General features: G+C 74.6%; 18 protein-coding genes. 11 read left to right on the top strand and 7 right to left on the bottom strand.

All coding sequences use genetic code 11. The annotated features are described in order from the left end of the window. Positions 1–22: 22 nt before the first annotated feature. Positions 23–667, bottom strand: a complete 645-nt coding sequence (locus ACFXMG_RS19210) for an ABC transporter (RefSeq protein WP_383828812.1) — start codon at positions 665–667, stop codon at positions 23–25. Next, entirely contained in the window at positions 664–1527 is an 864-nt protein-coding gene (locus tag ACFXMG_RS19205) for an ATP-binding cassette domain-containing protein (RefSeq protein WP_383828810.1), read from the bottom strand. The genes ACFXMG_RS19210 and ACFXMG_RS19205 overlap by 4 nt, the downstream gene beginning before the upstream one ends. Positions 1528–1590: 63 nt before the next feature. Here ACFXMG_RS19205 and ACFXMG_RS19200 point away from each other — a divergent pair, with 63 nt between their 5' ends. The 4 genes from ACFXMG_RS19200 to ACFXMG_RS19185 all read left to right on the top strand — a co-directional run bounded on the left by ACFXMG_RS19200 (position 1591) and on the right by ACFXMG_RS19185 (position 5778). After that, positions 1591–2385, top strand: a complete 795-nt coding sequence (locus tag ACFXMG_RS19200) for an aminoacyl-tRNA hydrolase (protein ID WP_383828808.1) — start codon at positions 1591–1593, stop codon at positions 2383–2385. Positions 2386–2467: 82 nt separating this feature from the next. Next, a complete protein-coding gene (locus ACFXMG_RS19195; RefSeq protein ID WP_383828806.1) occupies positions 2468–3952 on the top strand; it encodes a DUF692 domain-containing protein in 1485 nt (494 codons plus the stop codon). 5 nt (positions 3953–3957) lie between these two features. Beyond that, complete coding sequence (locus ACFXMG_RS19190) at positions 3958–4977, top strand: TIGR04222 domain-containing membrane protein (RefSeq protein ID WP_383828804.1); 1020 nt, start codon at positions 3958–3960, stop codon at positions 4975–4977. 45 nt (positions 4978–5022) lie between these two features. Next, complete coding sequence (locus ACFXMG_RS19185) at positions 5023–5778, top strand: TIGR04222 domain-containing membrane protein (RefSeq protein WP_384119702.1); 756 nt, start codon at positions 5023–5025, stop codon at positions 5776–5778. A gap of 162 nt (positions 5779–5940) precedes the next feature. Here the strand turns inward: ACFXMG_RS19185 and hemQ are convergent, their stop codons facing one another. After that, positions 5941–6654 (bottom strand): hydrogen peroxide-dependent heme synthase, encoded by a 714-nt coding sequence (gene hemQ, locus ACFXMG_RS19180; RefSeq protein ID WP_383830926.1) that lies wholly within the window; start codon positions 6652–6654, stop codon positions 5941–5943. Between the two features lie 17 nt (positions 6655–6671). Beyond that, on the bottom strand, positions 6672–8192 hold the full coding sequence (gene hemG / locus ACFXMG_RS19175; RefSeq protein ID WP_383830923.1) for a protoporphyrinogen oxidase: 1521 nt from the start codon (positions 8190–8192) through the stop codon (positions 6672–6674). A gap of 141 nt (positions 8193–8333) precedes the next feature. Between hemG and ACFXMG_RS19170 the strand changes: the two genes are divergently transcribed. Beyond that, a complete protein-coding gene (locus ACFXMG_RS19170; RefSeq protein WP_383830920.1) occupies positions 8334–9431 on the top strand; it encodes a DUF4349 domain-containing protein in 1098 nt (365 codons plus the stop codon). 9 nt (positions 9432–9440) lie between these two features. After that, on the top strand, positions 9441–10814 hold the full coding sequence (locus ACFXMG_RS19165; protein ID WP_383830917.1) for an FAD-dependent oxidoreductase: 1374 nt from the start codon (positions 9441–9443) through the stop codon (positions 10812–10814). A 30-nt stretch (positions 10815–10844) separates the two neighbouring features. Here ACFXMG_RS19165 and hemE read toward each other — a convergent pair whose 3' ends face one another. After that, complete coding sequence (gene hemE / locus ACFXMG_RS19160; protein ID WP_383830012.1) at positions 10845–11921, bottom strand: uroporphyrinogen decarboxylase; 1077 nt, start codon at positions 11919–11921, stop codon at positions 10845–10847. Between the two features lie 90 nt (positions 11922–12011). Between hemE and ACFXMG_RS19155 the strand changes: the two genes are divergently transcribed. The 5 genes from ACFXMG_RS19155 (at position 12012) to ACFXMG_RS19135 (ending at position 18617) form a co-directional block, all read left to right on the top strand. Beyond that, positions 12012–12737 (top strand): DUF3000 domain-containing protein, encoded by a 726-nt coding sequence (locus tag ACFXMG_RS19155; protein ID WP_383830015.1) that lies wholly within the window; start codon positions 12012–12014, stop codon positions 12735–12737. Between the two features lie 299 nt (positions 12738–13036). After that, positions 13037–13702, top strand: a complete 666-nt coding sequence (locus tag ACFXMG_RS19150; protein WP_015037008.1) for a response regulator transcription factor — start codon at positions 13037–13039, stop codon at positions 13700–13702. Between the two features lie 81 nt (positions 13703–13783). Beyond that, a complete protein-coding gene (locus ACFXMG_RS19145; RefSeq protein WP_383830018.1) occupies positions 13784–15067 on the top strand; it encodes an HRDC domain-containing protein in 1284 nt (427 codons plus the stop codon). Positions 15068–15267: 200 nt separating this feature from the next. Further along, on the top strand, positions 15268–16482 hold the full coding sequence (locus tag ACFXMG_RS19140; protein ID WP_383830021.1) for a thiolase family protein: 1215 nt from the start codon (positions 15268–15270) through the stop codon (positions 16480–16482). After that, positions 16479–18617 carry a 3-hydroxyacyl-CoA dehydrogenase NAD-binding domain-containing protein gene (locus ACFXMG_RS19135; RefSeq protein WP_383830024.1) on the top strand — a complete coding sequence of 713 codons (2139 nt, stop codon included), beginning with the start codon at positions 16479–16481 and terminating at the stop codon, positions 18615–18617. Before ACFXMG_RS19140 ends, ACFXMG_RS19135 begins: the two co-directional genes overlap by 4 nt. 81 nt (positions 18618–18698) lie before the next feature. Here ACFXMG_RS19135 and ACFXMG_RS19130 read toward each other — a convergent pair whose 3' ends face one another. Beyond that, entirely contained in the window at positions 18699–20090 is a 1392-nt protein-coding gene (locus tag ACFXMG_RS19130) for a GDSL-type esterase/lipase family protein (RefSeq protein ID WP_383830027.1), read from the bottom strand. Between the two features lie 13 nt (positions 20091–20103). Next, the gene (locus ACFXMG_RS19125) at positions 20104–22977 is read right to left on the bottom strand and encodes a stealth conserved region 3 domain-containing protein (RefSeq protein WP_384901582.1); all 2874 of its coding nucleotides are present in this window, start codon (positions 22975–22977) and stop codon (positions 20104–20106) included. Positions 22978–22987: the final 10 nt, after the last annotated feature.

The following is a 22987-nucleotide window of genomic DNA, read 5'->3' as shown; positions in this document are numbered from 1 at the left end:
CCCGTGGACTCCGGGCCGGGCGTCATTCCAGGCGGCCGGTGGCCCGGGAGGCGACGGCGGCCGCGGCGGCGGCGAGCAGGACGGCGGCGGCGCAGGCGCCCCAGGGCGGGTGCGCGGCGCCCTCGGCGGCCACCAGGGCGGTGACCGCGTACTTCGCGGGCGAGCCGGTGGTCACCAGGGCGAAGAGCGAGCCCAGGAGCAGCAGGACCAGCGACCAGCCCGGCGCCTGGACGAACGGGCGGGAGGCCAGCGCGCCGACGGCCGCGCCGGTGAGGGCGCAGGCGGTGGTGGCCGGAAGCCCGGCGAGGAGGGCGCCCGGTCCGCCCGTCCCGGCGAGGTCGCCGGTGGCGGTCACCCCGACCGCCGCGACGGCGCCCATGAGGGCGGGCCACCCGGCGCCGACGAGCAGGGCCGCCAGATGCGCCCGTGTCCGCCCGCCCGCCGCGGCGACCACGGCCCGAGCGGCCCCCGCCTCCTGTGTCAGACAGACACGCACCACCCACGCCGAGACCGGTACGAGCCCCGCCGCCGCGATCCCGAGCGACCCGGCCACCGGATCCCCCGGCCGGACACCGACGACGACCAGCGCCACGTACACGACGAGCGGCGCGAGCCACCGCTGGGAGCGGAAGAGCAAGGCGGAGTGGTACCGCAGAAGCGCCGTCACGCGAACTCCCCCGCCCGCACGGGCTCCACCCGCCGCACATGCCAGGAGGCGTCCAGCAGCACCCGCAGCAGCGCGTCGGAGGCGTCGGCGTCGACACGGAAGACCGTTTCCCCGCCGCTCCCGCCGGCAGGCGCCGAAGTGGCGGCACCGGGGAGGGGATCGGGCAGGGGCCGCGTACCGGAGGCGACGACGCGGACCAGGGCGGAGGCGCTCGCGGGTGGGTCGGGGTGGATGCCGCCGGAGTGCACGTGGAGGGTGGTGTGGGGTTCGGCCGCCAGGCGCTGGGGGGCGTGGTCCACGAAGAGGACCGTGGCGCCGGCCGCCACGCGGGCGCGTACCGCCTCGTCGAGGGTGGCGCGGGCCGCGGTGTCCAGGCCCGTCCACGCCTCGTCCAGGACGAGGAGGTCGGGGGCGGCCAGCAGGGCCTGGGCCACGGCCACCTTCTGGGCGGTGCCCTTGGAGAGGGCGGCCAGGGGCGTGGCCGCGTACGCCGTCGCTCCGAAGCGGTCGAGCCACTCCTCCGCGCGGGCGCGGGCCGGGCCGGTGCGGAGGCCCTGGAGGCGGCCCAGGTGGACGAGGTAGGCGAGGGAGGTGAAGGGCAGGGCGGGTGGGAAGCGTTCGGGGACGTACGCGGTGCGGGGCGGGCGGCCGGTGATCCGGCCCTCGGCGGGGGCGTCGACGCCCGCGACCAGCCGCAGCAGCGTCGACTTGCCCGCGCCGTTCGCGCCGACGGCCCGGACCAGGCGGCCCGGGCGCAGGTCCAGGTCGACGCCGCGCAGGATCCACGGGCCGCGCGGCCCGTACCGGCGCCCGACGCCCGCTAGCCGTACCGGCTCCCGCTCTCCGACCAACGTGCTCATGACGGGATCCTCGCCCGGCCGCCGCCCCGGCCACAAGATCCGGGGCGGTGGCAGACTTGCCGGGTGAGCAGCAACGACACCGATCCCCAGCCACAGCCTCAGCGCGACGCCGATCCGCGCGACGGGAAGCCGCAGTTCGTCCTGCCGCTGGTGGTGCGCATCGAGCGGGACGCGCCGCCGGCCCGTACCGACGCCCTGGAGACGGCGGCCCGGGCCGTGCTCCGGCTCCTGACCGACGAGCGCGCGCACGGCGAGGGCGCGTGGGCGCGGGCCGTGGCCGACTGGGAGGACGCCCGGATCCGCAAGGTCGTCCGGCGGGCGCGCGGTGCGGAGTGGCGGCGCGCGGGCGGTCTGCCCGGCATCACCGTGACCGGCGGGGAGGCGGAGGTACGGGTCTTCCCGCCGGTGCCGCTGGACGGCTGGCCCAAGGACCTGGCCAAGCTCCAGGTCTCGGGCACCGACCTCGACGACCCGGCGGAGCCCGGACCCGTCCCGGAGGGCGCGGCGGTGCTCTGGATGAACCCCGGTCTCGCCATGTCCGCGGGCAAGGCGATGGCCCAGGCCGGGCACGGCGCGCAGCTGCTGTGGTGGGCCCTGGACGCGCCCGCCCGCGCGGCCTGGCGGGAGGCCGGGTTCCCGCTCGCCGTCCGCACGGCGCCGGAGGCGGACTGGCCCGCCCTCGCGGCGAGCGGCCTGCCGGTCGTCCGGGACGCGGGCTTCACGGAGATCGCGCCGGGCAGCGCGACGGTGGTGTCGGCGTTCCCGGGGGTCCTGGAGGCGCCGGAGGCTCAGGGGGCGCCGGTGGAGCCCGTGGAGCCGGTGGACCCGGTGGAGCCCGTGGCCGGGAACCTCAAATGAAGCTCTGAACCTCTTCCCCCTGGGGTTCGACCGGCATCGCCGGGGTCATCACGTGGATGACTGAGGACCGAAGGAGGGGGACATGACGGAACTCGGCATCGGCATCGGCTGGCGTCCCGAGATCGCGGACGCGGTGGAGGGGCTGTCCGGGGTCGACTGGGTGGAGGTCGTCGCGGAGAACGTGTGCGCCGGCCACCTGCCCGAGTCGCTGGCCCGGCTGCGCGCGCGGGGCGTCACGGTCGTGCCGCACGGGGTGTCGCTGGGGCTCGGCGGGGCGGACCGGCCGGACCCAGAGCGGCTGGCCGCGCTCGCGGCGAAGGCGGAGGCGCTGGGGGCGCCGCTCGTCACGGAGCACATCGCGTTCGTCCGGGCCGGGGGGCCGCTGACCGCGTCCCCGCGCCTGGAGGCCGGGCACCTGCTGCCGGTCCCCCGCACCCGGGACGCGCTGGACGTGCTCTGCGAGAACGTACGGATCGCGCAGGAGTCGCTGCCAGTGCCGCTGGCACTGGAGAACATCGCGGCGCTCTTCTCCTGGCCGGGCGAGGAGATGACGGAGGGCCGGTTCCTGGCGGAGCTGGTGGAGCGTACGGGGGTACGGCTCCTCATCGACGTCGCCAACCTGCACACCAACCACCGCAACCGCGGCGAGGACCCGGCGCGGGCGCTCGCCGAACTGCCGGTGGAGGCCATCGCGTACGTGCACGTGGCGGGCGGTCTCGAACGGGACGGCGTCTGGCACGACACCCACGCGCACCCGGTCCCGCCGCAGGTCCTCGACATCCTCGCGGACCTCGCGGGCCGGGTCGCCCCGCCGGGCGTCCTCCTGGAGCGCGACGACAACTTCCCGCCCGCACCGGAGCTGGCCGCCGAACTGACGGCGATCCGCGCGACGCTGAAGGCAGCCCGCCACCGCGCGAAGCCCCCCACCGACCGCCCCGGCTCCCGCCACGGCACCACCGCCGCCGCTCTCCGAGCCGGCCGCACCCTCACCGGCACCACCCCCCTCCTCATCGGAGCGGGCGCCCGCGTCTCCGGCGGATTGATGCCGGCGGGCGCGACGGCGGGTGCCACGGCGCGTGCCGGTGTCGCGGCCGGGGGGCCTTCGGGAGCCGACCCGGCTCCCGCACCCGCTCCGTCGAAGAACAGTGAACCCGGGGTCGCCCGGGACGAGGTGCGGCAGAGGGTGGGGGTGGGGCAGGTGGCGTTGTTGTCGGCGTTGGTGGCGGGGACTCCGGTGCCTGAGGGGTTCGACGTGCGGCGGGTCCGGGTGCAGAGCCGGGCGCTCGCGGCGAAGCGGGCGTCCGTGGTGGCGCGGATCGCGCCGGAGCTGCCGGAGATCCTGGGCGCGGAGTTCCGGCCCGCGTTCCTGGCGTACGCCCGGACCCGGCCCATGCCGGGGAGCTACCGGCGGGACGCGCTCGACTTCGTCGAGGGGCTGCTGCTGGACGGGCAGCGGCCCGAGCGGCGGGAGCTGACCCGCTGGTGGCGGGAGCGGTCGGAGAGCCGTCCGCCCGGTCTCGCGGAGCGTGTCGCGCGCGCCGCCCGGCTCGTCTTCGGGGGGCGGTGAACGGCATGGACCTCCTCCTTGTGGTCTTCTACCTCGCCGGCGCCGCCGCCGTCACCTGGCTCATCGTGCTGGCCCGCCGCGGCCGCGGCGGGTCCGGCGGCCCGCTCCAGGACGTCTACGAGGCCGCGTTCCTCGGCGGCGGACCCGGCAGGGTCGCCGACACGGCGCTCGCCGCGATGCACCTGGACGGCCGGCTGCGCATCGGCGGGCCCGGCGTCGTCGCCGTCGTCCACCGGGTCGCCCACGACCCGGTGGAGCGGGCGGTGCTCGACACCCACGCGGCCGCCCCGAGCGGCGCCCTGCACCACCTGCGCTTCGGTGTGATGACGCACCCGGCGGTGCAGGAGATCGGCGACGGTCTCGCCGCGCGCGGCCTCGTGACCGTGCCGGGCCCGCGCCGCGTCCTGCGCCGCTGGTGCGTCGGCGTCGCCGTGTCGGCGTTCCTGCTGATGCCGGTGTCGGCGGTGCTCACCGCCTTCGAGTTCTCGTCGTCGCCCTACGACTTCGGGGTGCCGTTCTTCGTGAAGGTGCTGCCGCTGTTCCTCGTCTGCTTCGTGACGGCGCTGATCTGCGGCACCACCTCCACCCGCCGGGTGAGCCCGGCGGGGGTCGAGGCGCTGGCCGCGTACCGGAGGGCGTACGGCTACGGGGGCGTCAACACCGTGGCCCTCGGCGGGATCCGGGCGCTGTCCGACCGCGAGCTGTGGGAGCGGCTGCGGGACGCGGCGCGGCCGCCCCAGCCGTACGCGCCGACGGGCCGGGGCCGTACCTCCCCGCACCCCTCCGACACGACCGCCGCCGCGGCCGTCGTGCTGTGGTGCGCGGGCGCGGCGACGGGCGGCGGGGACGGCTGGGGTTCGGACTCCGGTTCCGGGTCGGGCTCGGGATCGAGCTGCGGATCGGGGGCCGGCTGCGGCTCGGGCGGATCGTCCTGCTCCTCCTCGTCCCCGTCCTCCTCGTGCGGCTCCTCGTCCTCCTCCTCGTGCGGTTCGTCGTCGTCCTCGTCCTGCGGGTCCAGCGGCTGAGCCGTTCGAGTGGCGGGGCGGCCGGTCCTGTCGTACAACTCGATCATGGTCTGGATCCCCCTCCTCCTCGTCGCGTGCGCCGTGACCGCCGTCGCCTGCGCCCGGCTCTGCCGGGCCGCGATCACCGCCGGCGGGCACGGCGGCGGGGCGGCCGGGGACGCCGAACTCACCCTGGACGAGGCCGCGTTCCTCGCCGGCGGGCCGGGGCGGGTGACCGAGCTGACGCTGGTCTCGATGCACCGGGCCCGGCGGCTGCTGCTCGCGCACACCGGCTGGGCCACGGTCGTGGACGGCTCCGGCCACGGGGACGAGCTGGAGCGCGCGGTGCTCGGCGCGATCGGGCCCGGCGGCCAGGCTCCGGTGCCGCGGCTGCGTCCGATGGTCGCCGCCGCCGCGTGCGTACGCCGGATCGAGGAGGGTCTGGTGGAGCGGGGGCTCGCGGTGCCGGCGCCGGGCCGGCGGGAGGTCGCGGCCGGGACGCGGGCGGTACGGGGGGCGTTCCTGCTGGCGCTGGCGCTGGGGGCGGTCTCGGTGCCGCTGGCGCCGGACGCGGAGCGGGCGCGGGTCGTCGCCGGGTTCGTGCTGCCGCTGACGGCCTCGGGGCTCTGTCTGCTGCTCGGGCGGGCGGCGGATTCGTATCCGCGCAGCCCGTGGGCCTCGCACGCCGGTCAGCGGCTCCTCGCGGGGCTGTCGGCGGAGGACCCGCTCACCGCGCTGGCCACCCGGGGACCGGTGGTCCTGGAGCCGGAGCTGCGGGCCGCGCTGGGCCGGCCCCCGGAGCGAACTGAGGGGACGGGCTGAGGGAGGGACGCCGGTGCGGCGCGCTCGCGCGCGCCGCACCCGGTGCCGGACCCGGTGTCGCTGGAGCGGCGGGCCATGGCGTGGCCGCCGTCTGATCTTCCGGGTCGAGGGGCGGACGCCCCGGCGGGATGCCGGGGCGCCACCAGGTCGTGGGACGGGCCGTCAGGCCAGGCCCGCCACCAGGTCCGCGACGCTCTTGCGGCGGCCGGTGTAGAAGGGGACCTCCTCGCGGACGTGCATGCGGGCCTCGGAGGCGCGCAGGTGCCGCATGAGGTCGACGATGCGGTGCAGCTCGTCCGCCTCGAAGGCGAGGAGCCACTCGTAGTCGCCGAGCGAGAAGGAGGCGACGGTGTTGGCGCGGACGTCCGGGTAGCCGCGGGCCATCTTGCCGTGGTCGGCGAGCATCCGGCGGCGGTCCTCGTCCGGCAGCAGGTACCAGTCGTAGGAGCGGACGAAGGGGTAGACCGAGACGTAGTCGCGGGGGGTCTCGTCGGCGAGGAACGCCGGGATGTGCGACTTGTTGAACTCGGCGGGGCGGTGCAGCGCCATGTTCGACCAGACCGGCTCCAGGGCGCGGCCCAGCTTCGTACGGCGGAAGAGGTTGTACGCCGCCTGGAGCTCGTCGCTCGTCTCGGCGTGCCACCAGATCATGACGTCGGCGTCGGCGCGCAGACCGGAGAGGTCGTACGTGCCGCGGACGGTGACGTCCTCCGCCGCCAGCTTGTCGAAGAGCTCCTGGACCTCGTCGGCGTAACCGGCTCGGTCGGCGGGCAGGACGTCGCGCAGCTTGAACACGGACCACAGGGTGTAGCGGATGACCTCGTTGAGGTCCTTCGCCTTCTTACCGGCGTTCGGGATCTTTTCGGGCGCACTCATACGCCTATTCTCGCCCGTCACGAGGAGTGCCCCGCACCGGGGTGCCCCGTTTCCGACGTGGCGATGATCTCGTCGGCGACGGCGTCCGCCGCGCGGTGGGCCGAGGCGACGCAGGCGGGGACGCCGACGCCGTCGTACGCGGCCCCGGCGAGGCGCAGTCCGGGCAGTCCGGCGAGGGCGGCCCGGACCCGGGCGACCCGCTCCAGGTGCCCGACGGGGTACTGCGGCAGGCCGCCGTTCCACCGGGTGACGGTGGTGGCGACCGGCTTGGCGGCGAGGCCGGCGGCGGCGCCGAGGTCCTTGAGGGAGGCGGCGACGAGGTCCTCGTCGTCGCGGTGGAGCCAGGTCTCCTCGCCGTGCCTGCCGACGGAGGTGCGGAGCACGAAGAGCTCGGGGGCGGCCTCGCCGACCCAGCGCCACTTCTGGCTGGAGAAGGTGGACGCCTTGATGGTGTGTCCGTCGACGGGCGGCACGAGGAAGCCGGAGCCGGGCAGTTCCGGCAGGTCCGCGCGGCGGAAGGCGAGCGTGACCAGGGCCATGGAGGCGTAGTCGATCCCGCCGAGGAGCGCGGCGGCCTCGGGGGCGTGGCCGCGGAGGAGTCCGGCGGCGACGGGGGCGGGGGCGGCGAGGACGACGGCGTCCGCGTCGAGGGTCCGCTCCGGGGTGACCACCCGCCAGCCGGTCCCGGCGCGGAGCAGGGCGGTCGCCGGGGTGCCGGTGAGGATCGTGCCCCCGGCGGCGCGGACGGCGTCGGCGACGGCGCCGGGGAGGGTGCCGATCCCGCCGTCGAGGCCCGCGAAGGCGGCTCCGCCGAGGCCGGTGGCGGCTCCCGCGACGTCCATGGGCACGGCGCTGCCGGACGCCTGCACGGCGCGGACGGCGGCGGTGAGCGTGGGGTGGCGGCGGGCGGCCTCCAGGAGCGCGGGGACGGCCGCCTTCATCGAGATGCTGTACGCGTCGCCCGCGTAGACGCCGCCGAGGAGGGGTTCGACGAGCCGGTCGACGACCTCGCGGCCCATGCGGGCGGCGACGTACGCGCCGATGGCCGTGTCGTCGCCGATGTCGGTCGGCGGGAGCTCCAGGTCCTGGCCGATCCGGCGCAGGCCCTCCTCGGAGAGGAGTCCGGCGACGGCCCCGGCGTCGCCGGGGACGCCCATGACGTGGCCCTTGGGCATGGGGACGAGGCGGCCCCGGGACCAGACGGAGGCGGTGGTGGTGCCGGGGGGCTGGAGCCGGTCGCCGAGGCCGACGGCCTCGGCGAGGGCGACGGCCTCGGGGCGGCGGGCGAGCAGGGACTCGGCGCCGAGGTCCACGGGTGCGCCGGCGATCTCCCCGGCGAACAGCTTGCCGCCGAGCCGGCCGCCGGCCTCCAGGAGGGTCACGCGCGCACCGGCGGCGAGCAGCCGGAGGGCGGCGGCGAGGCCGGTGATGCCACCGCCGACGACGACGGCGTGGGGTCCGGCAGGGGATACGGCGTGGGGTCCGGCATGAGATACGGCGTGAGGGTCGGCGTGGGGTCCCGTGGTGTCCGCGTTCATGGGACCACTCTCTCAAATCGCCCCCGCCGTCCGTTCCGAGGCCGGAACGTGACCGCATCGCTACCCCGCGACGCAAACCCGGGGCCGGTCCCGTACGTCATAAGGACATCACTTCCGGCGACCCTGGGGGGTTCGGTACGCATGTCGAACAGAACGGTCAGAACAGCCAGAACGGTCGGCACGGCGGGCGGGCGGAGAGCGGGGGCGGCGCTGCTGCTCGCCGCCTCGCTGGCGCTGACGGCGGGCTGCGCGGGCGGGGGCTCGGACTCGGCCGGCGGCAAGACCAAGGTGGCGGCGGACGAGGCCGCGCCGGACGCGGCACGCCAGGAGGGCAGCACCGGCGGCACCGGCGGCACCGGCGGCTCGGGCGGCTCCGCCGGTGCGAAGGGGGACGCGGCGGCGGCGTCCGCGAAGCCGGGCTCGTCGAGGGCGCCGGCCGTCCAGCACGTGATCCGTACGGCCTCGCTGACGATGGAGGTCGACCACGTGGCGCCGGCCGCCGACCGGGTGCGGGCGGCGGTGGCGGCCGCGGGCGGCCGGGTGGAGTCGGAGACGACCCAGCGCGTGGACGACCGGTACGACAACGCGAACATAGTCCTGCGGGTGCCGCAGGACCGCTACGACCAGGTCCTCTCCGCGCTGGCCGGCACCGGGAAGGTGCTGGCCCGCGAGGCGCAGGCCGAGGACGTCACCGACCAGGTCGTGGACGTGGAGAGCCGGATCGCCACCCAGCGGGCGAGCGTGGCCCGGGTCCGGGCGCTGATGGACCGGGCGGAGCAACTGGCCGACGTGGTCACGCTGGAGGGCGAGCTGAGCCGGCGGCAGGCGGACCTGGAGGCTCTGCTGGCCCAGCAGTCGTCCCTGAAGGACCGGACCTCGCTGGCGACGATCACGCTCAACCTCAAGGAGAAGGAGCGGGTCACCGTCGAGGACGAGGTGACCGACGACAGCCGTCCGGCGGTCGGCGACGCCCTCTCGGGCGGCTGGAACGCGCTGGTCGCGGTGGTCGCCTGGACCCTGGTGGTCCTCGCGGCGCTCGCGCCGTGGCTGGTGGTGGCGCTGGCGGCGTACGCGGTGTGGCGGTGGGTCGTGCGCCCGCGCCGCCGGCTCCGCGCGCCCGTCCCGGCGCCCCGGCCCGCGCCCGTCCCCGCCGGCGTACCGGGGCAGCGGGCCCGCGCGAACGCGGCCGGGCCGCCGCTGCCCGACGAGGAGCCGGACGAGGAGGCCCCGGCCCCGTAGCGTGGCCGCATGAGCGAACGACTGGTGGTCATCGGCGGCGACGCGGCGGGCATGTCCGCCGCGTCGCAGGCGCGCAGGCTCAAGGGGCCCGGGGAGCTGGAGATCACGGCCTTCGAGCGGGGCCGGTTCTCCTCGTACTCGGCCTGCGGCATCCCGTACTGGGTCGGCGGCGACGTGGGCGGGCGGGACGAGCTGATCGCCCGCTCCCCCGAGGAGCACCGGGCGCGCGGGATCGGCCTGCGGACCCGGACCGAGGTGACGGAGATCGATCTGGCCGGGCAGAGGGTTCTCGCGAGGGACCTGGCGGCCGGTACGGAGACGTGGACGGGGTTCGACAAGCTGGTGATCGCGACCGGGGCGCGCCCGGCCCGTCCGCCGCTGCCGGGGATCGACGCGGCCGGGGTGCACGGGGTGCAGACCCTTGAGGACGGGCAGGCGCTGCTCGACTCGCTGGCCGGGACGGCGGGGCGGCGGGCGGTGGTCGTCGGCGCCGGGTACATCGGCGTGGAGATGGCCGAGGCGCTGCTGAACCGGGGCTACGAGGTGACGGTCCTCAACCGGGGCGAGCAGCCGATGTCCACGCTCGACCCGGACATGGGCCGCCTGGTGCACGTGGCGATGGACGGGCTGGGGATCCGTACGGTCGGCTCGGCGCCGGTGACGAAGATCCTCACGGGCGACGACGGCCGGGTCCGGGCGGTGGCGACGGACGCGGACGAGTATCCGGCGGATGTCGTGGTGCTCGGGACGGGTGTGGTGCCGGAGACCTCGCTGGCGGAGGCGGCGGGGCTGCCGCTCGGGACGCACGGCGGGCTGCTGACGGACCTGGCGATGCGGGTGCGGGGGCAGGAGAACGTGTGGGCGGGCGGGGACTGCGTGGAGGTCCTGGACCTGGTGTCGGGCCGGGAGCGGCACGTGCCGCTGGGGACGCACGCCAACAAGCAGGGTCAGGTCATCGGCTCGAACGTGGGCGGCGACTACGCGACCTTCCCCGGGGTGGTGGGGACGGCGGTGTCGAAGGTCTGCGACCTGGAGATCGCCAGGACCGGGCTGCGGGAGAAGGACGCCCGGGCGGTCGGGCTGCGGTTCGTGACCGTGACCGTGGAGTCGACGAGCCGGGCGGGCTACTACCCGGGGGCGGCGCCGATGACGGTGAAGATGCTGGCCGAGCGGCGGACCGGCCGGCTGCTGGGGGTGCAGATCGTCGGCCGGGAGGGCGCGGCGAAGCGGGTGGACGTCGCGGCGGTGGCGCTGACGGCCCGGATGACGGTGGAGCAGATGACGGCGCTGGACCTGGGGTACGCGCCGCCGTTCTCGCCCGTGTGGGATCCGGTGCTGGTCGCGGCGCGGAAGGCGGTGGCGGCGGTACGGGCGGCGGGCTGACCCCGCCGCCGTACCGCCGGCCCCGTGGCGTCAGACGGCCGTGCGCTCGTGGACGTGGGCGACGAGGCGGGTGAGGGCGTCGGGGTCCATGGACGGCATGACGCCGTGGCCCAGGTTGAAGACGTGTCCCTCCAGGTCCTTCGCGGCGGCCAGGACCTCGTCGGTCTTGGCCTGGACGACCTCGGTCGAGGCGAAGAGGACGGCGGGGTCGAGGTTGCCCTGGAGGGCCTTGCCGGGGCCGACGCGGCGGGCGGCCTCGTCGAGCGGGACGCGCCAGTCGACGCCGACGACGTCGGCGCCCGCCTCGCCCATGAGGCCGAGGAGCTCGCCGGTGCCGACGCCGAAGTGGATGCGCGGGACGCCGTAGCCGGCGACCGCGTCGAAGACCTTGGCGGAGGCGGGCAGGACCGAGCGGCGGTAGTCGGCGGGGGCGAGGGCGCCGACCCAGGAGTCGAAGAGCTGGATCGCGGAGGCGCCGGCCTCGATCTGCACCTTGAGGAAGGCGGAGGTGATCTCGGCGAGGCGGTCGAGCAGGTCGGCCCAGAGCTGCGGGTCGCCGTACATCATCGCCTTGGTGCGCTCGTGGCTGCGCGAGGGGCCGCCCTCGACGAGGTAGCTGGCGAGGGTGAAGGGCGCGCCGGCGAAGCCGATGAGCGGGGTGTCGCCGAGCTCCTCGGTGAGCATGCCGATGGCCTCGGTGACGTAGTGGACGTCGTCCGGGGTGAGGTCGCGCAGCCGGTCGAGGTCGGCGCGGGTGCGGATCGGGTCGGCGACGACGGGGCCCACGCCGGGCTTGATGTCGAGGTCGAGGCCGATGGCCTTGAGCGGGACGACGATGTCGCTGAAGTAGATCGCGGCGTCGACCTTGTGGCGGCGGACGGGCTGGAGGGTGATCTCCTTGACCAGCTCGGGCCGCATGCAGGACTCCAGCATGGGGATGCCCTCGCGGACCTTCAGATACTCGGGGAGGGAGCGCCCCGCCTGCCGCATGAACCAGACCGGGGTGTGGGGCACGGGCTCGCGCCGGCACGCCTTGAGGAACGCGGAGTCGTACGTCCGCGACTGCTGCTTCGTCTGCTGGCCCGTCGGGCTGTCCATGGCACTCACGCCCAAATCTTCGCATGTGGCCGGAAGCGGCTCGTGCCGGGCGGGTGTCCCTCCCCGCATGGCGGCCCCGTTCCGCCTACTCTTCCCCGCATGGCTGCGGCTCAGGGACATTTTTCCGATCATTCCGACGGCATTCGAGGGACGGGCGACAAGGCGGACAGTACGGCGGGGACCCCGGTGCCGACGGCGTTCCGGCGGGCGGTGGACGCCCTGCGGACGGCACGGCTGCGGTCCGAGATGGAGGTCGAGCCGACCCGGCCGCCGCAGCGGCTCGCGCCGTTCGCGTACGCGGTGGAGGCGGCGGTCGTCGACGGCGAGGACGCCCTCGCGGACGGGCGGCTCGTGCTGCTGCACGACCCGGCGGGGCACGAGGCGTGGAAGGGCACCTTCCGGCTGGTGACGCTGGTGCGGGCGGAGCTGGAGCCGGAGATGGCGGCGGACCCGCTGCTGCCGGAGGTGTGCTGGTCGTGGCTGACCGGCGCGCTCGACGCGCGGGGGCTCGCGTACGGGGAGGCCAGCGGGACGGTGACGATGGCGGGCTCGCACTACTTCGGGGGGCTGGCGGAGCGCCGGCCGGCCACCCAGATCGAGATCCGGGCGTCCTGGACGCCCCGGGAGGGCCTCGGCGGGGTGCCGGACACGGCGGCGCACCTGGCGGCGTGGTCGGATCTGCTGTGCCAGATCGCGGGCCTCCCGCCGGCTCCGGCCGACCCCCCGGGCCCGACGGGCCCCACGGGGCCGCCCGGTCCGACGGGGACGGTGTCGGGCGCGGGGATCGTCTCGCTGCCCCAGCGCCGGGGCCCGCAGGGGGCCTGAGCGACGCGCCGGGCACCGCGTCGGCGGGTGGCCCGGACCGGTGTGCGTGAGGGGCCCTCCGGGGCCCCTTCTCGCGTTCGTACAGGGGTCCCCCGTGGGGGTGAGGGAGCGGGGGCCGCTCGTAGGATGATCGATCGCCCGTCCGAATTGCCCCAATTGTTACTCACTAAATCGTGATCTTTCCCTAAAGGCGGGCGGCCCTGCTGCCGAAGGAGTCAATGACCCCTTCAGAGCACGGGTTCGCCCCCGGCTTACTCCCCGAGCCGGCTCCGTCCCGCACCTTCCCCCCAGGAGGCCGAGTGTCCGTTCTGCTCGAGCAGCCCGCTAGCCTGGTCGCCTACCGCCCGAACAAGCCGACGGCCATGGTCGTCGTGGCCGACCCGCGCGTCCGCTCCACCGTCACCCGCCACCTGTGGGCGCTCGGCGTACGGGACGTGATCGAGGCGTCGTCCATCGCGGAGGCCCGTCCCCGCGTCGGCAACCCGCGCGACATCTGCGTGGCCGACGTCCACCTTCCCGACGGCAGCGGCCTCACCCTGCTGTCCGAGACCCGCGCCGCGGGCTGGCCCAACGGCCTCGCCCTCTCCGCCGCCGACGACATCGGCGCGGTGCGCAACGCCCTCGCCGGCGGCGTGAAGGGCTACGTCGTCACCGGCACGAGGACCAATATCGGCCACCCGACGCGCCCCGGCGCCGCGCCCATCGGCGCCGCGGCCGCCCGGCTCGGCCACCGCCGCCCCCCGGGTGCCCCGAGCCACCCGGGCGGCTACCGCGAGCTCTCCGGCCGTGAGGTCGAGGTGCTCCGCCTGGTCGCCGAGGGCCAGTCCAACAAGGCCATCGGCGTCTCCATGGGGCTCTCGGCGCTCACCGTGAAGAGCCACCTCGCCCGGATCGCCCGCAAGCTGGGCACCGGCGACCGGGCCGGCATGGTCGCCGTCGCCCTGCGGACCGGGATCATCCACTGACACCGGACTGACGGAAACGCGGCGCCTGTCGACGGAACGTTCCGTCGGCAGGCGCTTGCCGTCGGCGGATACCCTTGACAGGTGACCGACGCCCAAGAGACCGCAGCAGACACCACACTGCGCACCACCGGGGGCGGCCCCCCGGACGACGACGTCCCTGCGAATGGGCTTCCCACCCCGTTGCTGGAGCCCCGGGAGGGCATCCCGCCGGTCGTCGAGGACGACGCGGCCCTCGCCGAGGTGATCGCCGCCTTCGCCGCCGGGCGCGGGCCCGTCGCCGTCGACGCCGAGCGCGCGTCCGGCTACCGCTACGGCCAGCGCGCCTATCTCGTCCAGCTCCGCCGCGAAGGCGCGGGCAGCGCCCTGATCGACCCCGTCGGCTGCCCCGACCTCTCCGGACTCGGCGAGGCCCTCGACGGCACCGAGTGGATCCTGCACGCCGCGACCCAGGACCTCCCGTGCCTGCGCGACATAGGCATGCGCCCCTCCTCCCTCTTCGACACCGAGCTCGCCGGCCGGCTCGCCGGCTTCCCCCGGGTCGGCCTCGGCGCGATGGTCGAGTCCGTCCTCGGCTACGCCCTGGAGAAGGGCCACTCGGCCGTCGACTGGTCGACCCGCCCGCTCCCCGAGCCCTGGCTGCGCTACGCCGCCCTCGACGTCGAGCTCCTCGTCGACCTGCGCGACGCGCTGGAGAAGGAGCTGGAGCGGCAGGGGAAGCTGGAGTGGGCCCACGAGGAGTTCGAGGCCATCGCCACCGCCCCGCCCGCCCCGCCGCGCAAGGACCCCTGGCGCCGCACCTCCGGCATGCACAAGGTGCGCCGCCGCCGTCAGATGGCGGTCGTACGGGAGCTGTGGACGGCCCGCGACCGGGTCGCCCAGCGGCGTGACGTCTCCCCCGGCAAGGTGCTGAGCGACGCGGCGATCGTCGAGGCGTCGCTCGCCGTGCCCGTGAACCTCGCCGCGCTCACCGCCCTGCCCGGCTTCGGGCACCGGATGGGCCGGCGCCAGCTGGAGCAGTGGCAGGCGGCGATCGACCGGGCCCGGGCGCTGCCCGAGAACGAGCTGCCGCAGCCGGGCCAGCAGCCGGCCGGCCCTCCCCCGCCGCGCGCCTGGGCGGACAAGGACCCGGCGGCCGCCGCGCGCCTCGCCGCGGCCCGCACCGGCGTCTCGGCGCTCGCCGAGGAGCTGAACCTGCCGCAGGAGAACCTGATCACCCCGGACACGGTCCGCCGGATCTGCTGGGAGCCGCCCGGCCCCGCGAGCCCGGACGCCGTCGCCGCCGCCCTCACCGCCCACGGCGCCCGCCGCTGGCAGGTCGGGCTGGTGACTCCGCTGCTGGTGGAGGCGATGGGCGCGCAGGGCTGAGCCCGTGTCCCGCCGCGTACGAGAAGCCCTCGGCACCCCATCGGTGTCGGGGGCTTCGGGCTGCGCGCGGATGTGACCTTCACCGCTTGGCCCCCAAGGGGTGGGCAGCCTGGTTACCCACAAGTAGCATGGAGGAAGCAAGCGCACGCTTAGTGGTGTGCGCCGCAGCAGTGCCGTCCCGCACCTGGAGGAGAGCCATCGTGCCTCGTACCGTCAGGGACGTCGTCTTCGTCGACGGCGTCCGCACCCCGTTCGGCAAGGCGGGCCCGAAGGGCATCTACCACGAGACCCGCGCCGACGACCTCGTCGTGAAGGCCATCCGGGAGCTGCTGCGCCGCAACCCGGCCCTCGACCCGGCGAAGATCGACGAGGTCGCGATCGCCGCGACGACCCAGATCGGCGACCAGGGCCTCACCCTCGGCCGTACCGCCGGCATCCTGGCCGGTCTGCCGCAGTCCGTGCCCGGCTACTCCATCGACCGCATGTGCGCCGGTGCGCTCACGGCCGTGACGAGCGTCGCCGGCTCCATCGCCTTCGGCGCCTACGACGCCGTCATCGCCGGCGGTGTCGAGCACATGGGCCGCCACCCCATGGGCGAGGGCGTGGACCCCAACCCGCGCTTCGTCAGCGAGAAGCTGGTCGACGAGTCCGCCCTCTTCATGGGCATGACCGCCGAGAACCTGCACGACCGCTACCCGAGCATCACCAAGCTGCGCGCCGACGAGTACGCCGTGCGCTCGCAGGAGAAGGCCGCCAAGGCGTACGCCGACGGCAAGATCCAGCAGGACCTGGTGCCGATCTCGGTGCGCCGCACCGACCCGGCGGGCGGGGAGACCGGCTGGGGCCTGGTCACCGCCGACGAGCCGATGCGCCCGGGCACCACCCTGGAGTCGTTGGCCGGCCTGAAGACGCCGTTCCGCGTCCACGGCAACGTCACCGCGGGCAACGCGGCCGGTCTCAACGACGGCGCCACCGCCTCGATCATCGCCTCCGAGGACTTCGCCCGGGAGAACAACCTCCCGGTCAAGATGCGCCTCGTCTCGTACGCCTTCGCCGGCGTCGAGCCGGAGGTCATGGGCTACGGCCCGATCCCGGCGACCGAGAAGGCCCTCGCCCAGGCCGGCCTGTCCATCGAGGACATCGGCCTCTTCGAGATCAACGAGGCGTTCGCGGTCCAGGTGCTCGCCTTCCTGGAGCACTACGGCATCGCCGACGACGACGCCCGCGTGAACCAGTACGGCGGCGCGATCGCCTACGGTCACCCGCTCGCCTCCTCCGGCGTCCGTCTGATGACGCAGCTGGCCCGCCAGTTCGAGGAGCACCCTGAGGTCCGCTACGGCCTCAACACGATGTGCGTCGGCTTCGGCATGGGCGCGACGGTCATCTGGGAAAACCCCCACTGGGAGGGCAAGTGAGCACCACCGCCGAGCTTCTGAAGGGCGCCGCCGAGCTCTTCCCGGACGAGGTCGTGACCTCGGCCCACGTCCGTCACTTCGAACTGCCCGCGGGTGCGGGCCGGTTCGCGCTGATCACGCTGGACAACGGCTTCGACCACACCAAGCCGACCACCTTCGGCCCGCAGTCCCTCGCCAACCTGAACACGGCGATCGACCAGGTCGAGGCCGAGGCCGCCAACGGTGAGATCGTCGCCGCCGGCATCACCGGCAAGCCGTTCATCTTCGCCGTCGGCGCCGACCTCAAGGGCGTCGAGCTGCTGAAGAAGCACGACGAGGCGCTCGCCATCGGCAAGGGTGGCCACGACGTCTTCAAGCGTCTGTCCGCGCTCGCCGTGCCGACCTTCGCGTACTACAACGGCGCGGCCATGGGCGGCGGCGTCGAGGTCGGTCTGCACTGCACCTACCGCACCGTGTCGAAGGCCCTCCCGGCCTTCTCGCTCCCCGAGGTCTTCCTCGGCCTGGTGCCCGGCTGGGGCGGCTGCGCGATCCTCCCGAACCTGATCGGCGCCGAGAAGGCCGTCCAGGTCATCATCGAGAACTCGCTGAACCAGAACCGTCAGCTCAAGGGCAAGCAGGTCTTCGAGCTCGGCATCGCCGACGCGCTCTTCGAGGGCGCCGACTTCCTGGAGCAGTCGCTCATCTGGACCGCCGGCGTGCTGAACGGCTCCGTCGCCGTCGAGCGCCCGGAGATCGACCGCGGCGAGGGCTGGGACGCGGCCGTCGCCAAGGGCCGCGCCATCGCCGACTCCAAGGTGCACGGCGCCGCCCCGGCCGCCTACCGCGCCCTCGCGATCATCGAGGCCGCCAAGGACGGCGACCTCCAGAAGGGCTTCGACGCCGAGGACCAGGCCCTCGCGGACCTGATCATGGGCGGCGAGCTCCGCTCCGGCATCTACGCCTTCAACCTGGTGCAGAAGCGCGGCAAGCGCCCCGCCGGCGCCCCGGACAAGTCCCTCGCGCGCCCGGTCACCAAGGTCGGCGTCGTCGGCGCCGGCCTGATGGCCTCCCAGCTCGCGCTGCTCTTCCTGCGCCGCCTGGAGGTGCCGGTCGTCCTGACCGACATCGACCAGGAGCGCGTGGACAAGGGCGTCGGCTACGTCCACGGCGAGATCGAGAAGCTGCTCGGCAAGGGCCGCATCAACCAGGACAAGGCCAACCGTCTCAAGGGCCTGGTCTCCGGTGTCCTCGACAAGGCCGAGGGCTTCGCGGACGCGGACTTCATCATCGAGGCCGTGTTCGAGGAGATGTCCGTCAAGCAGAAGGTGTTCGCGGAGGTCGAGGCGGTCGCCCCGGCGCACGCGATCCTCGCCACGAACACCTCCTCGCTGTCGGTCTCCGAGATGGCGTCCAAGCTCCAGCACCCGGAGCGCGTGGTCGGCTTCCACTTCTTCAACCCGGTCGCCGTCCTGCCGCTCCTGGAGATCGTCAAGGGCGAGCAGACCGACGACGCCTCCCTCGCCACCGCCTTCGGCGTGGCGAAGAAGCTGAAGAAGACCGCGGTCCTGACGAAGGACGCCCCGGCGTTCGTCGTGAACCGCATCCTGACCCGCTTCATGGGCGAGATCCAGAACGTCATCGACGAGGGCACCTCGGTGGAGACGGCGGAGAAGGCCGTCGAGCCGCTGGGCCTGCCGATGTCCCCGCTGGTCCTCCTGGAGCTCGTGGGCCCGGCCATCGGCCTGCACGTCTCCGAGACCCTGAACCGCGCATTCCCGGAGCGCTTCACCGTCTCCCCCAACCTGAAGGCCGTCGTCGAGGCCGGCAAGCGCGGCTTCTACGTCTACAAGCCCGAGAACGGCTTCAAGCCGGAGCTCGACCCCGAGGTCGCCGCGCTGCTCAAGCAGGGCGACACCGTCCTCACCGAGCAGCAGGTCCGCGACCGCGTCCTCGACGCGGTGGCGCAGGAGATCGGCCTCATGCTGGAGGAGGGTGTCGTCGCCGAGGCGCAGGACATCGACCTCTGCCTGATCACCGGCGCCGGCTGGCCCTTCCACCTGGGCGGCATCACCCCGTACCTGGACCGCGAAGGCGTCTCCGAGCGCGTCAACGGCAAGCGTTTCCTGGCCCAGGGCCTCGCGAGCGTCCCGGCGTAACGGACCGCACACATGAGGAGGGGCCGGCGGCTGTCAGCCACCGGCCCCTCCGCCTTTCCCGGTCGCCGGGCGCGAAGCGGACTACCAGCGCCCGTCGAAGGGGTAGTGGTCGCAGGTCTCGGCACAGCGCTCGCGGGCGTCGGCGGAGGTGCGCAGGAAGCTGTCCTCCGGGACGCCGAGCACCTTGATGTCGACCGGGGTGGCGGTGGAGTGCAGGGCGCTGAAGATCGACACGAACTCGACGCGGTAGGTGCCGGGCCTCCAGCTGTGCGGGTGGCGCAAGCTCCAGGTGCCGTCCTCGGCCACGGTGGCCTCGCCGATCAGCCGCTCGCCCTCCAGGGCCATCACCTTGGTGACGCCGGGGGCCGCGGTGCCGGTGAAGCGGGGGCGCGGGTTGACCCAGGCGCCGCTCTTCGGGGCGGTGACGGCCGGCGGGGCGACGTGGTCGCGGACCTCGAAGCGGAGCGAGGCGATCGGGGTGACCCCGCCCGTCCGGGCGATGCCGACGGCCTGCACGGTGTGCTCGCCGGCCGGCCAGACCATGGTGCGGCGCCACAGGAAGCGGCCCTGCTCGTTGACGGCGGTGCCGCCGAGGTACGTGCCCTGGGCGAAGAAGAGCAGGTAGCCGGTGTCGGGGCCGGCGGTGCCGGCGAACTTCTGGAGCCCGCTGACGGCGCGGTCGGGGGCCGGGGAGGTGAAGTCCGGTGCGGTGCCGACCCGTTCGGTGGCGTACAGCGCGCTCTCCGGGCTGACCACGGTGAACTCGGGCGCGGGCGGCGGGTACTCGCCGGGGGCGAGGGTCGCGGGGTCGACGGTGCCGGCCGGGATCTCGGGGCTGCGCTCCAGGGCGGAGGCGAGGATCCGGGCCACCTCGCGGGCGCCCGCGTGGTTGAAGTGGGTGGAGTCGATCATGCCGTCGGGGTGGAGCGGGTGCTCGCCGGCGTCGGTCCAGCGGTAGTACTGCTTGGCGCGGGCGGGGCCCAGTTCCTGGAGCAGCCGGCCGGTGTGGGCGTTCATGTCGACGAAGACGGCGCCGGTCTCGGCGGCGGCCTCCCGGGTGACCTCGGGGTAGCCGTCGCGGGTGTCGGAGACCTGGCCCTGCGTGTCGAAGGCGCAGCGGGCGCACGGGGTGAGGAGCACGGGGACCGCCCCCTGGGCGCGGATGCCCTCCACGTACAGCTTGAGGAACTCCTTGAACTCCCGCTTGCCGTGGTAGCGGAGGGGGACGTTGATGCGCTGCTCGACGCCGCCGAAGTCGAGGGCGACGATGTCGCCGGGTTCGAGGAGGTTGAGCAGGGTGGCGAAGCGGTCCGTGTAGTAGGTGCGGGCGGTCATCGCGTCGCGGGCGAAGTTCCGCACCTCCCAGCCGGGGGCGAGGAATTCGGACATGTACTGGCCCCAGCCGGCGATCGGGCCTTCGGCGGTCTTGCGGGATTTGGCGACGGACGCGCCGAGGATGCAGAGCTTGGGCATGGGGGCCTCCGGTTCACAGGGGCCAGGCGGCGAGGCGCCCGGCGTGGAAGCGTTCGTTGCGCGGCGAACCGGTCTCGAACTGGCTGGCGATGGGGAAGTAGCTGGGCAGGAAGGCGGCGAGGGTGGCGTCCTGCTCGTCCTCCGAGACGTCCCCGTCGTGGAAGTCGTTGAGGCAGAAGACGTCGTGGGGGCGGGAGGCGAGAAGGCCGTTGAGCTTCTTGACCTGCTCGCTCAGGCCGACGTTGACGAAGCCGGAGGAGATCCGGCCGGGCACGCTCCGGCCCGTGTGGTACGCGAAGTAGTGGTGGAGCGAGGAGGCCACGGAGACGTCCGAGGGGTCGCGCAGCCGGTTGCGGGCGGTGCGGCCGAGGGCGTCGGGGAAGTGGGTCTCCAGGTCCGTCATCACGCTGCGGCGCAGCGGGTGCGGGGCGTGGATGAAGGAGTTCACCAGGGTCTGGCCGAACATGCCGGCGATGAGGTCGCGGTTGTTCTTGGCGGCGATCCGGCTGAACTCGTCGCCGTCCAGGGCGGGTCCCATGGGGATGGCGTTCGACGACATGAAGTGCTTGGCGGCGCCGTTGCCGAGGAAGAAGAGCGAGGGCTGGATCGGGCGGGCGGCGAACACGTCGTCGTTGAAGTAGAGGAAGTGCTCGGCGAGGCCGTCGATGTGGTGCAGCCGGCTCTCGATGGCGTGCGAGTTGTACGTCGGGAGGGCGCCCTCGTCGCCGAAGATCTCGGTGTGGTCGACGACCCGGACGCGGGGGTGCGAGGTGTCCAGCCACGGCGGCACCTGCCGGTCGGTGACCAGGTAGACGTTCCGGATCCAGGGGGCGTACAGGTCGAGGGAGCGCAGCGAGTAGCGCAGTTCGTCGCGGTTGCGGAAGCGGGCGGCGCTGGTGGCGGCGTCCTCGGTGACGATGCCCATGGAGGCGAGGACCGCGTTCTTGCGCTCCAGCCACTCCACGTCGGAGCCGTCGACCCAGGTGTAGACGGCGTCGATCGGGAAGGGCACGTCGTGGTGGAGGGTGTGGGTGTACGGCTCGACGGTGGGGTACGCGCGTCCGCCGAGGACGGCCGGCATCCGGCGCATGGAGGCGCGGGGCACCCGCTGTCCGACGAGGGTGCGGCGGGGCGAGAGGAAGAAGTGCGGTTCCTCCTCGTCGTGGTACCAGAAGGAGACGAGGCAGCCGTAGGTGGCGCCGAGGCGGAGGGTGCCGGTGGCGGAGACGACCGGGGTGTAGACCCGGACGCCGGAGCACTCGGTGTTCACGTGGTCGGCGGCCTGCTGGGCCAGGGTGGTGACCATCGTGGTGTCGGCGTCGTTGAGGAGGCCCAGGTAGACGGGGCCGTCGGGGAAGCGGTCGGCGAGGGCCTTGAGGACGGCGCCCCGGTAGTCGGCGTGCACGGCCACGCTGTGCCGGATCTTGGTGTCCCGGACGAGGAAGTAGGGGACGCCGGCGGCCTCCAGGGCGTCGGCGGTGAGCGCCAGGTTGGCCTGGGCGATGTCGAAGGGCGTCTCGGCGTCGATGACGCGGCAGACCTGGCCGCCGTCCCGGACGAGGGCGCGGTCGCGCTTCAGCAGCCGCTCCTCGGCCTCCTTGAAGGCGCGGTCGCGGGCGGTGCCCTGGGGGACGGCGCTGGCGGCGCGGGCCGCGCCGTCGCCGCCGAGGAGGGCCTGGGCGGCGGTGCGGGCGGCCCTGGCGCGGGCGCGCCCGCCGGCGGCCCGTTCGGCGGCGAGGGCGGTGAGCAGTTCCTCCCAGCGGGCGGTGGCGTGGGCGGGGCCGAAGCCGACGGCGCGCTCGGCGGCGGCGGTGCCGAGGTCGGTGCGGAACGGCGCGTCCTCGATGAGCCGGAGGAGCCGCTCGGCGAGGAGTCCGGTGTCGTCGGCGGGGACGAGGAGGCCCGTGCGCCCGTCGGCGACGAGTTCGCGGGTGATGCCGGGGCTGTCGAAGCCGACGACCGGGACGCCGGCGGCCTGGGCCTCCATGAGCGAGAAGCCGACCGCGTCGGAGCGGCTGGTGCTGAGGGCGAGGGATGCCTTGGCCCATTCCTCGGCGGGGTGGGTGGCCTCGCCGACGAGCTGGACGGTGCCGTGGAGTCCGAGCTGGTCGCGGCGGCGGCGCAGGGCGCCGCCGAGGGGTCCGTCGCCGAGGACGCGCAGGGTCCAGGTGGGGTGGAGCGGGGAGACCCGGGCCCAGGCGGCGAGGGCGGCTTCGACGCCGGAGTTCTCCTCCAGGCGGGCGGCGAGGGTGACGATGCGGGTCTGGAGGGTGGAGCGGGGGCGGAAGCCCTCCGGCAGGGAGGCCGGGACGTGGTGCAGGCGCGGGGCGGCGGCGCCGAAGGTCTCCGCGTACCACTCGTGGGAGCGGGGGCCGGCCAGGACGACGGCGTCGAAGGCCGCGGTGTGGCGCAGCAGCGGTTCGTTGGCGGTGGCCTCGGCGACCCGGGAGACGCGCTGTTCGAGGTGGACGAGGAGGGTGTCGGCGGGGGCGCAGCGGGCGGCGAGCGCCATGAGGCCGGGGGTGGTGGTGACGAGGACGTCGGCGGCGAGGGTGCGGAGCGCGTACTCGGCCTCGATGTCGGTGAGCCGGTTGTGGGTCTCGTCCCAGCGGCGTTCGACGAGGTCGCTGGGGCGGGCGGCGAGCGCGGCGGCGAGGGTCTCGTCGGGGCCGTCCGGGCGGACGGCCCGCTGCCGGGGTCCGGCGGCCTCGACGAGGAAGGTGACGGGGACCCGAGGGTCGTCCGGGGTGAACCGGCGGCGGCGGGCCTTGAAGAGGCTGAGGACGGCGACCTCGTGCCGGGCGGCGAGTTCGGACGCCTGGTGGAACACCGCGCGCTCGGCGTCCCCGAGGACGTCGGCGGCATGGAGCAGGAACGTTACTTTCACGATGTGCGCT

It is taken from the genome of Streptomyces sp. NPDC059201, from assembly GCF_042754585.1.
Classification (GTDB): Bacteria; Actinomycetota; Actinomycetes; order Streptomycetales; family Streptomycetaceae; genus Streptomyces.
Note: the sequence above shows the minus strand (reverse complement) of the source record. Positions and strands in the feature narration are given on the sequence as shown.

Bases quoted from the DNA above. Each gene is read 5' to 3' on its own strand.
- ACFXMG_RS19205 (WP_383828810.1), bottom strand. From the start codon at position 1,527: ATGAGCACGTTGGTCGGAGAGCGGGAGCCGGTACGGCTAGCGGGCGTC.
- ACFXMG_RS19195 (WP_383828806.1), top strand. From the start codon at position 2,468: ATGACGGAACTCGGCATCGGCATCGGCTGGCGTCCCGAGATCGCGGAC.
- ACFXMG_RS19190 (WP_383828804.1), top strand. From the start codon at position 3,958: ATGGACCTCCTCCTTGTGGTCTTCTACCTCGCCGGCGCCGCCGCCGTC.
- ACFXMG_RS19185 (WP_384119702.1), top strand. From the start codon at position 5,023: ATGGTCTGGATCCCCCTCCTCCTCGTCGCGTGCGCCGTGACCGCCGTC.
- hemQ (WP_383830926.1), bottom strand. From the start codon at position 6,654: ATGAGTGCGCCCGAAAAGATCCCGAACGCCGGTAAGAAGGCGAAGGAC.
- hemG (WP_383830923.1), bottom strand. From the start codon at position 8,192: ATGAACGCGGACACCACGGGACCCCACGCCGACCCTCACGCCGTATCT.
- ACFXMG_RS19170 (WP_383830920.1), top strand. From the start codon at position 8,334: ATGTCGAACAGAACGGTCAGAACAGCCAGAACGGTCGGCACGGCGGGC.
- ACFXMG_RS19165 (WP_383830917.1), top strand. From the start codon at position 9,441: ATGAGCGAACGACTGGTGGTCATCGGCGGCGACGCGGCGGGCATGTCC.
- ACFXMG_RS19155 (WP_383830015.1), top strand. From the start codon at position 12,012: ATGGCTGCGGCTCAGGGACATTTTTCCGATCATTCCGACGGCATTCGA.
- ACFXMG_RS19130 (WP_383830027.1), bottom strand. From the start codon at position 20,090: ATGCCCAAGCTCTGCATCCTCGGCGCGTCCGTCGCCAAATCCCGCAAG.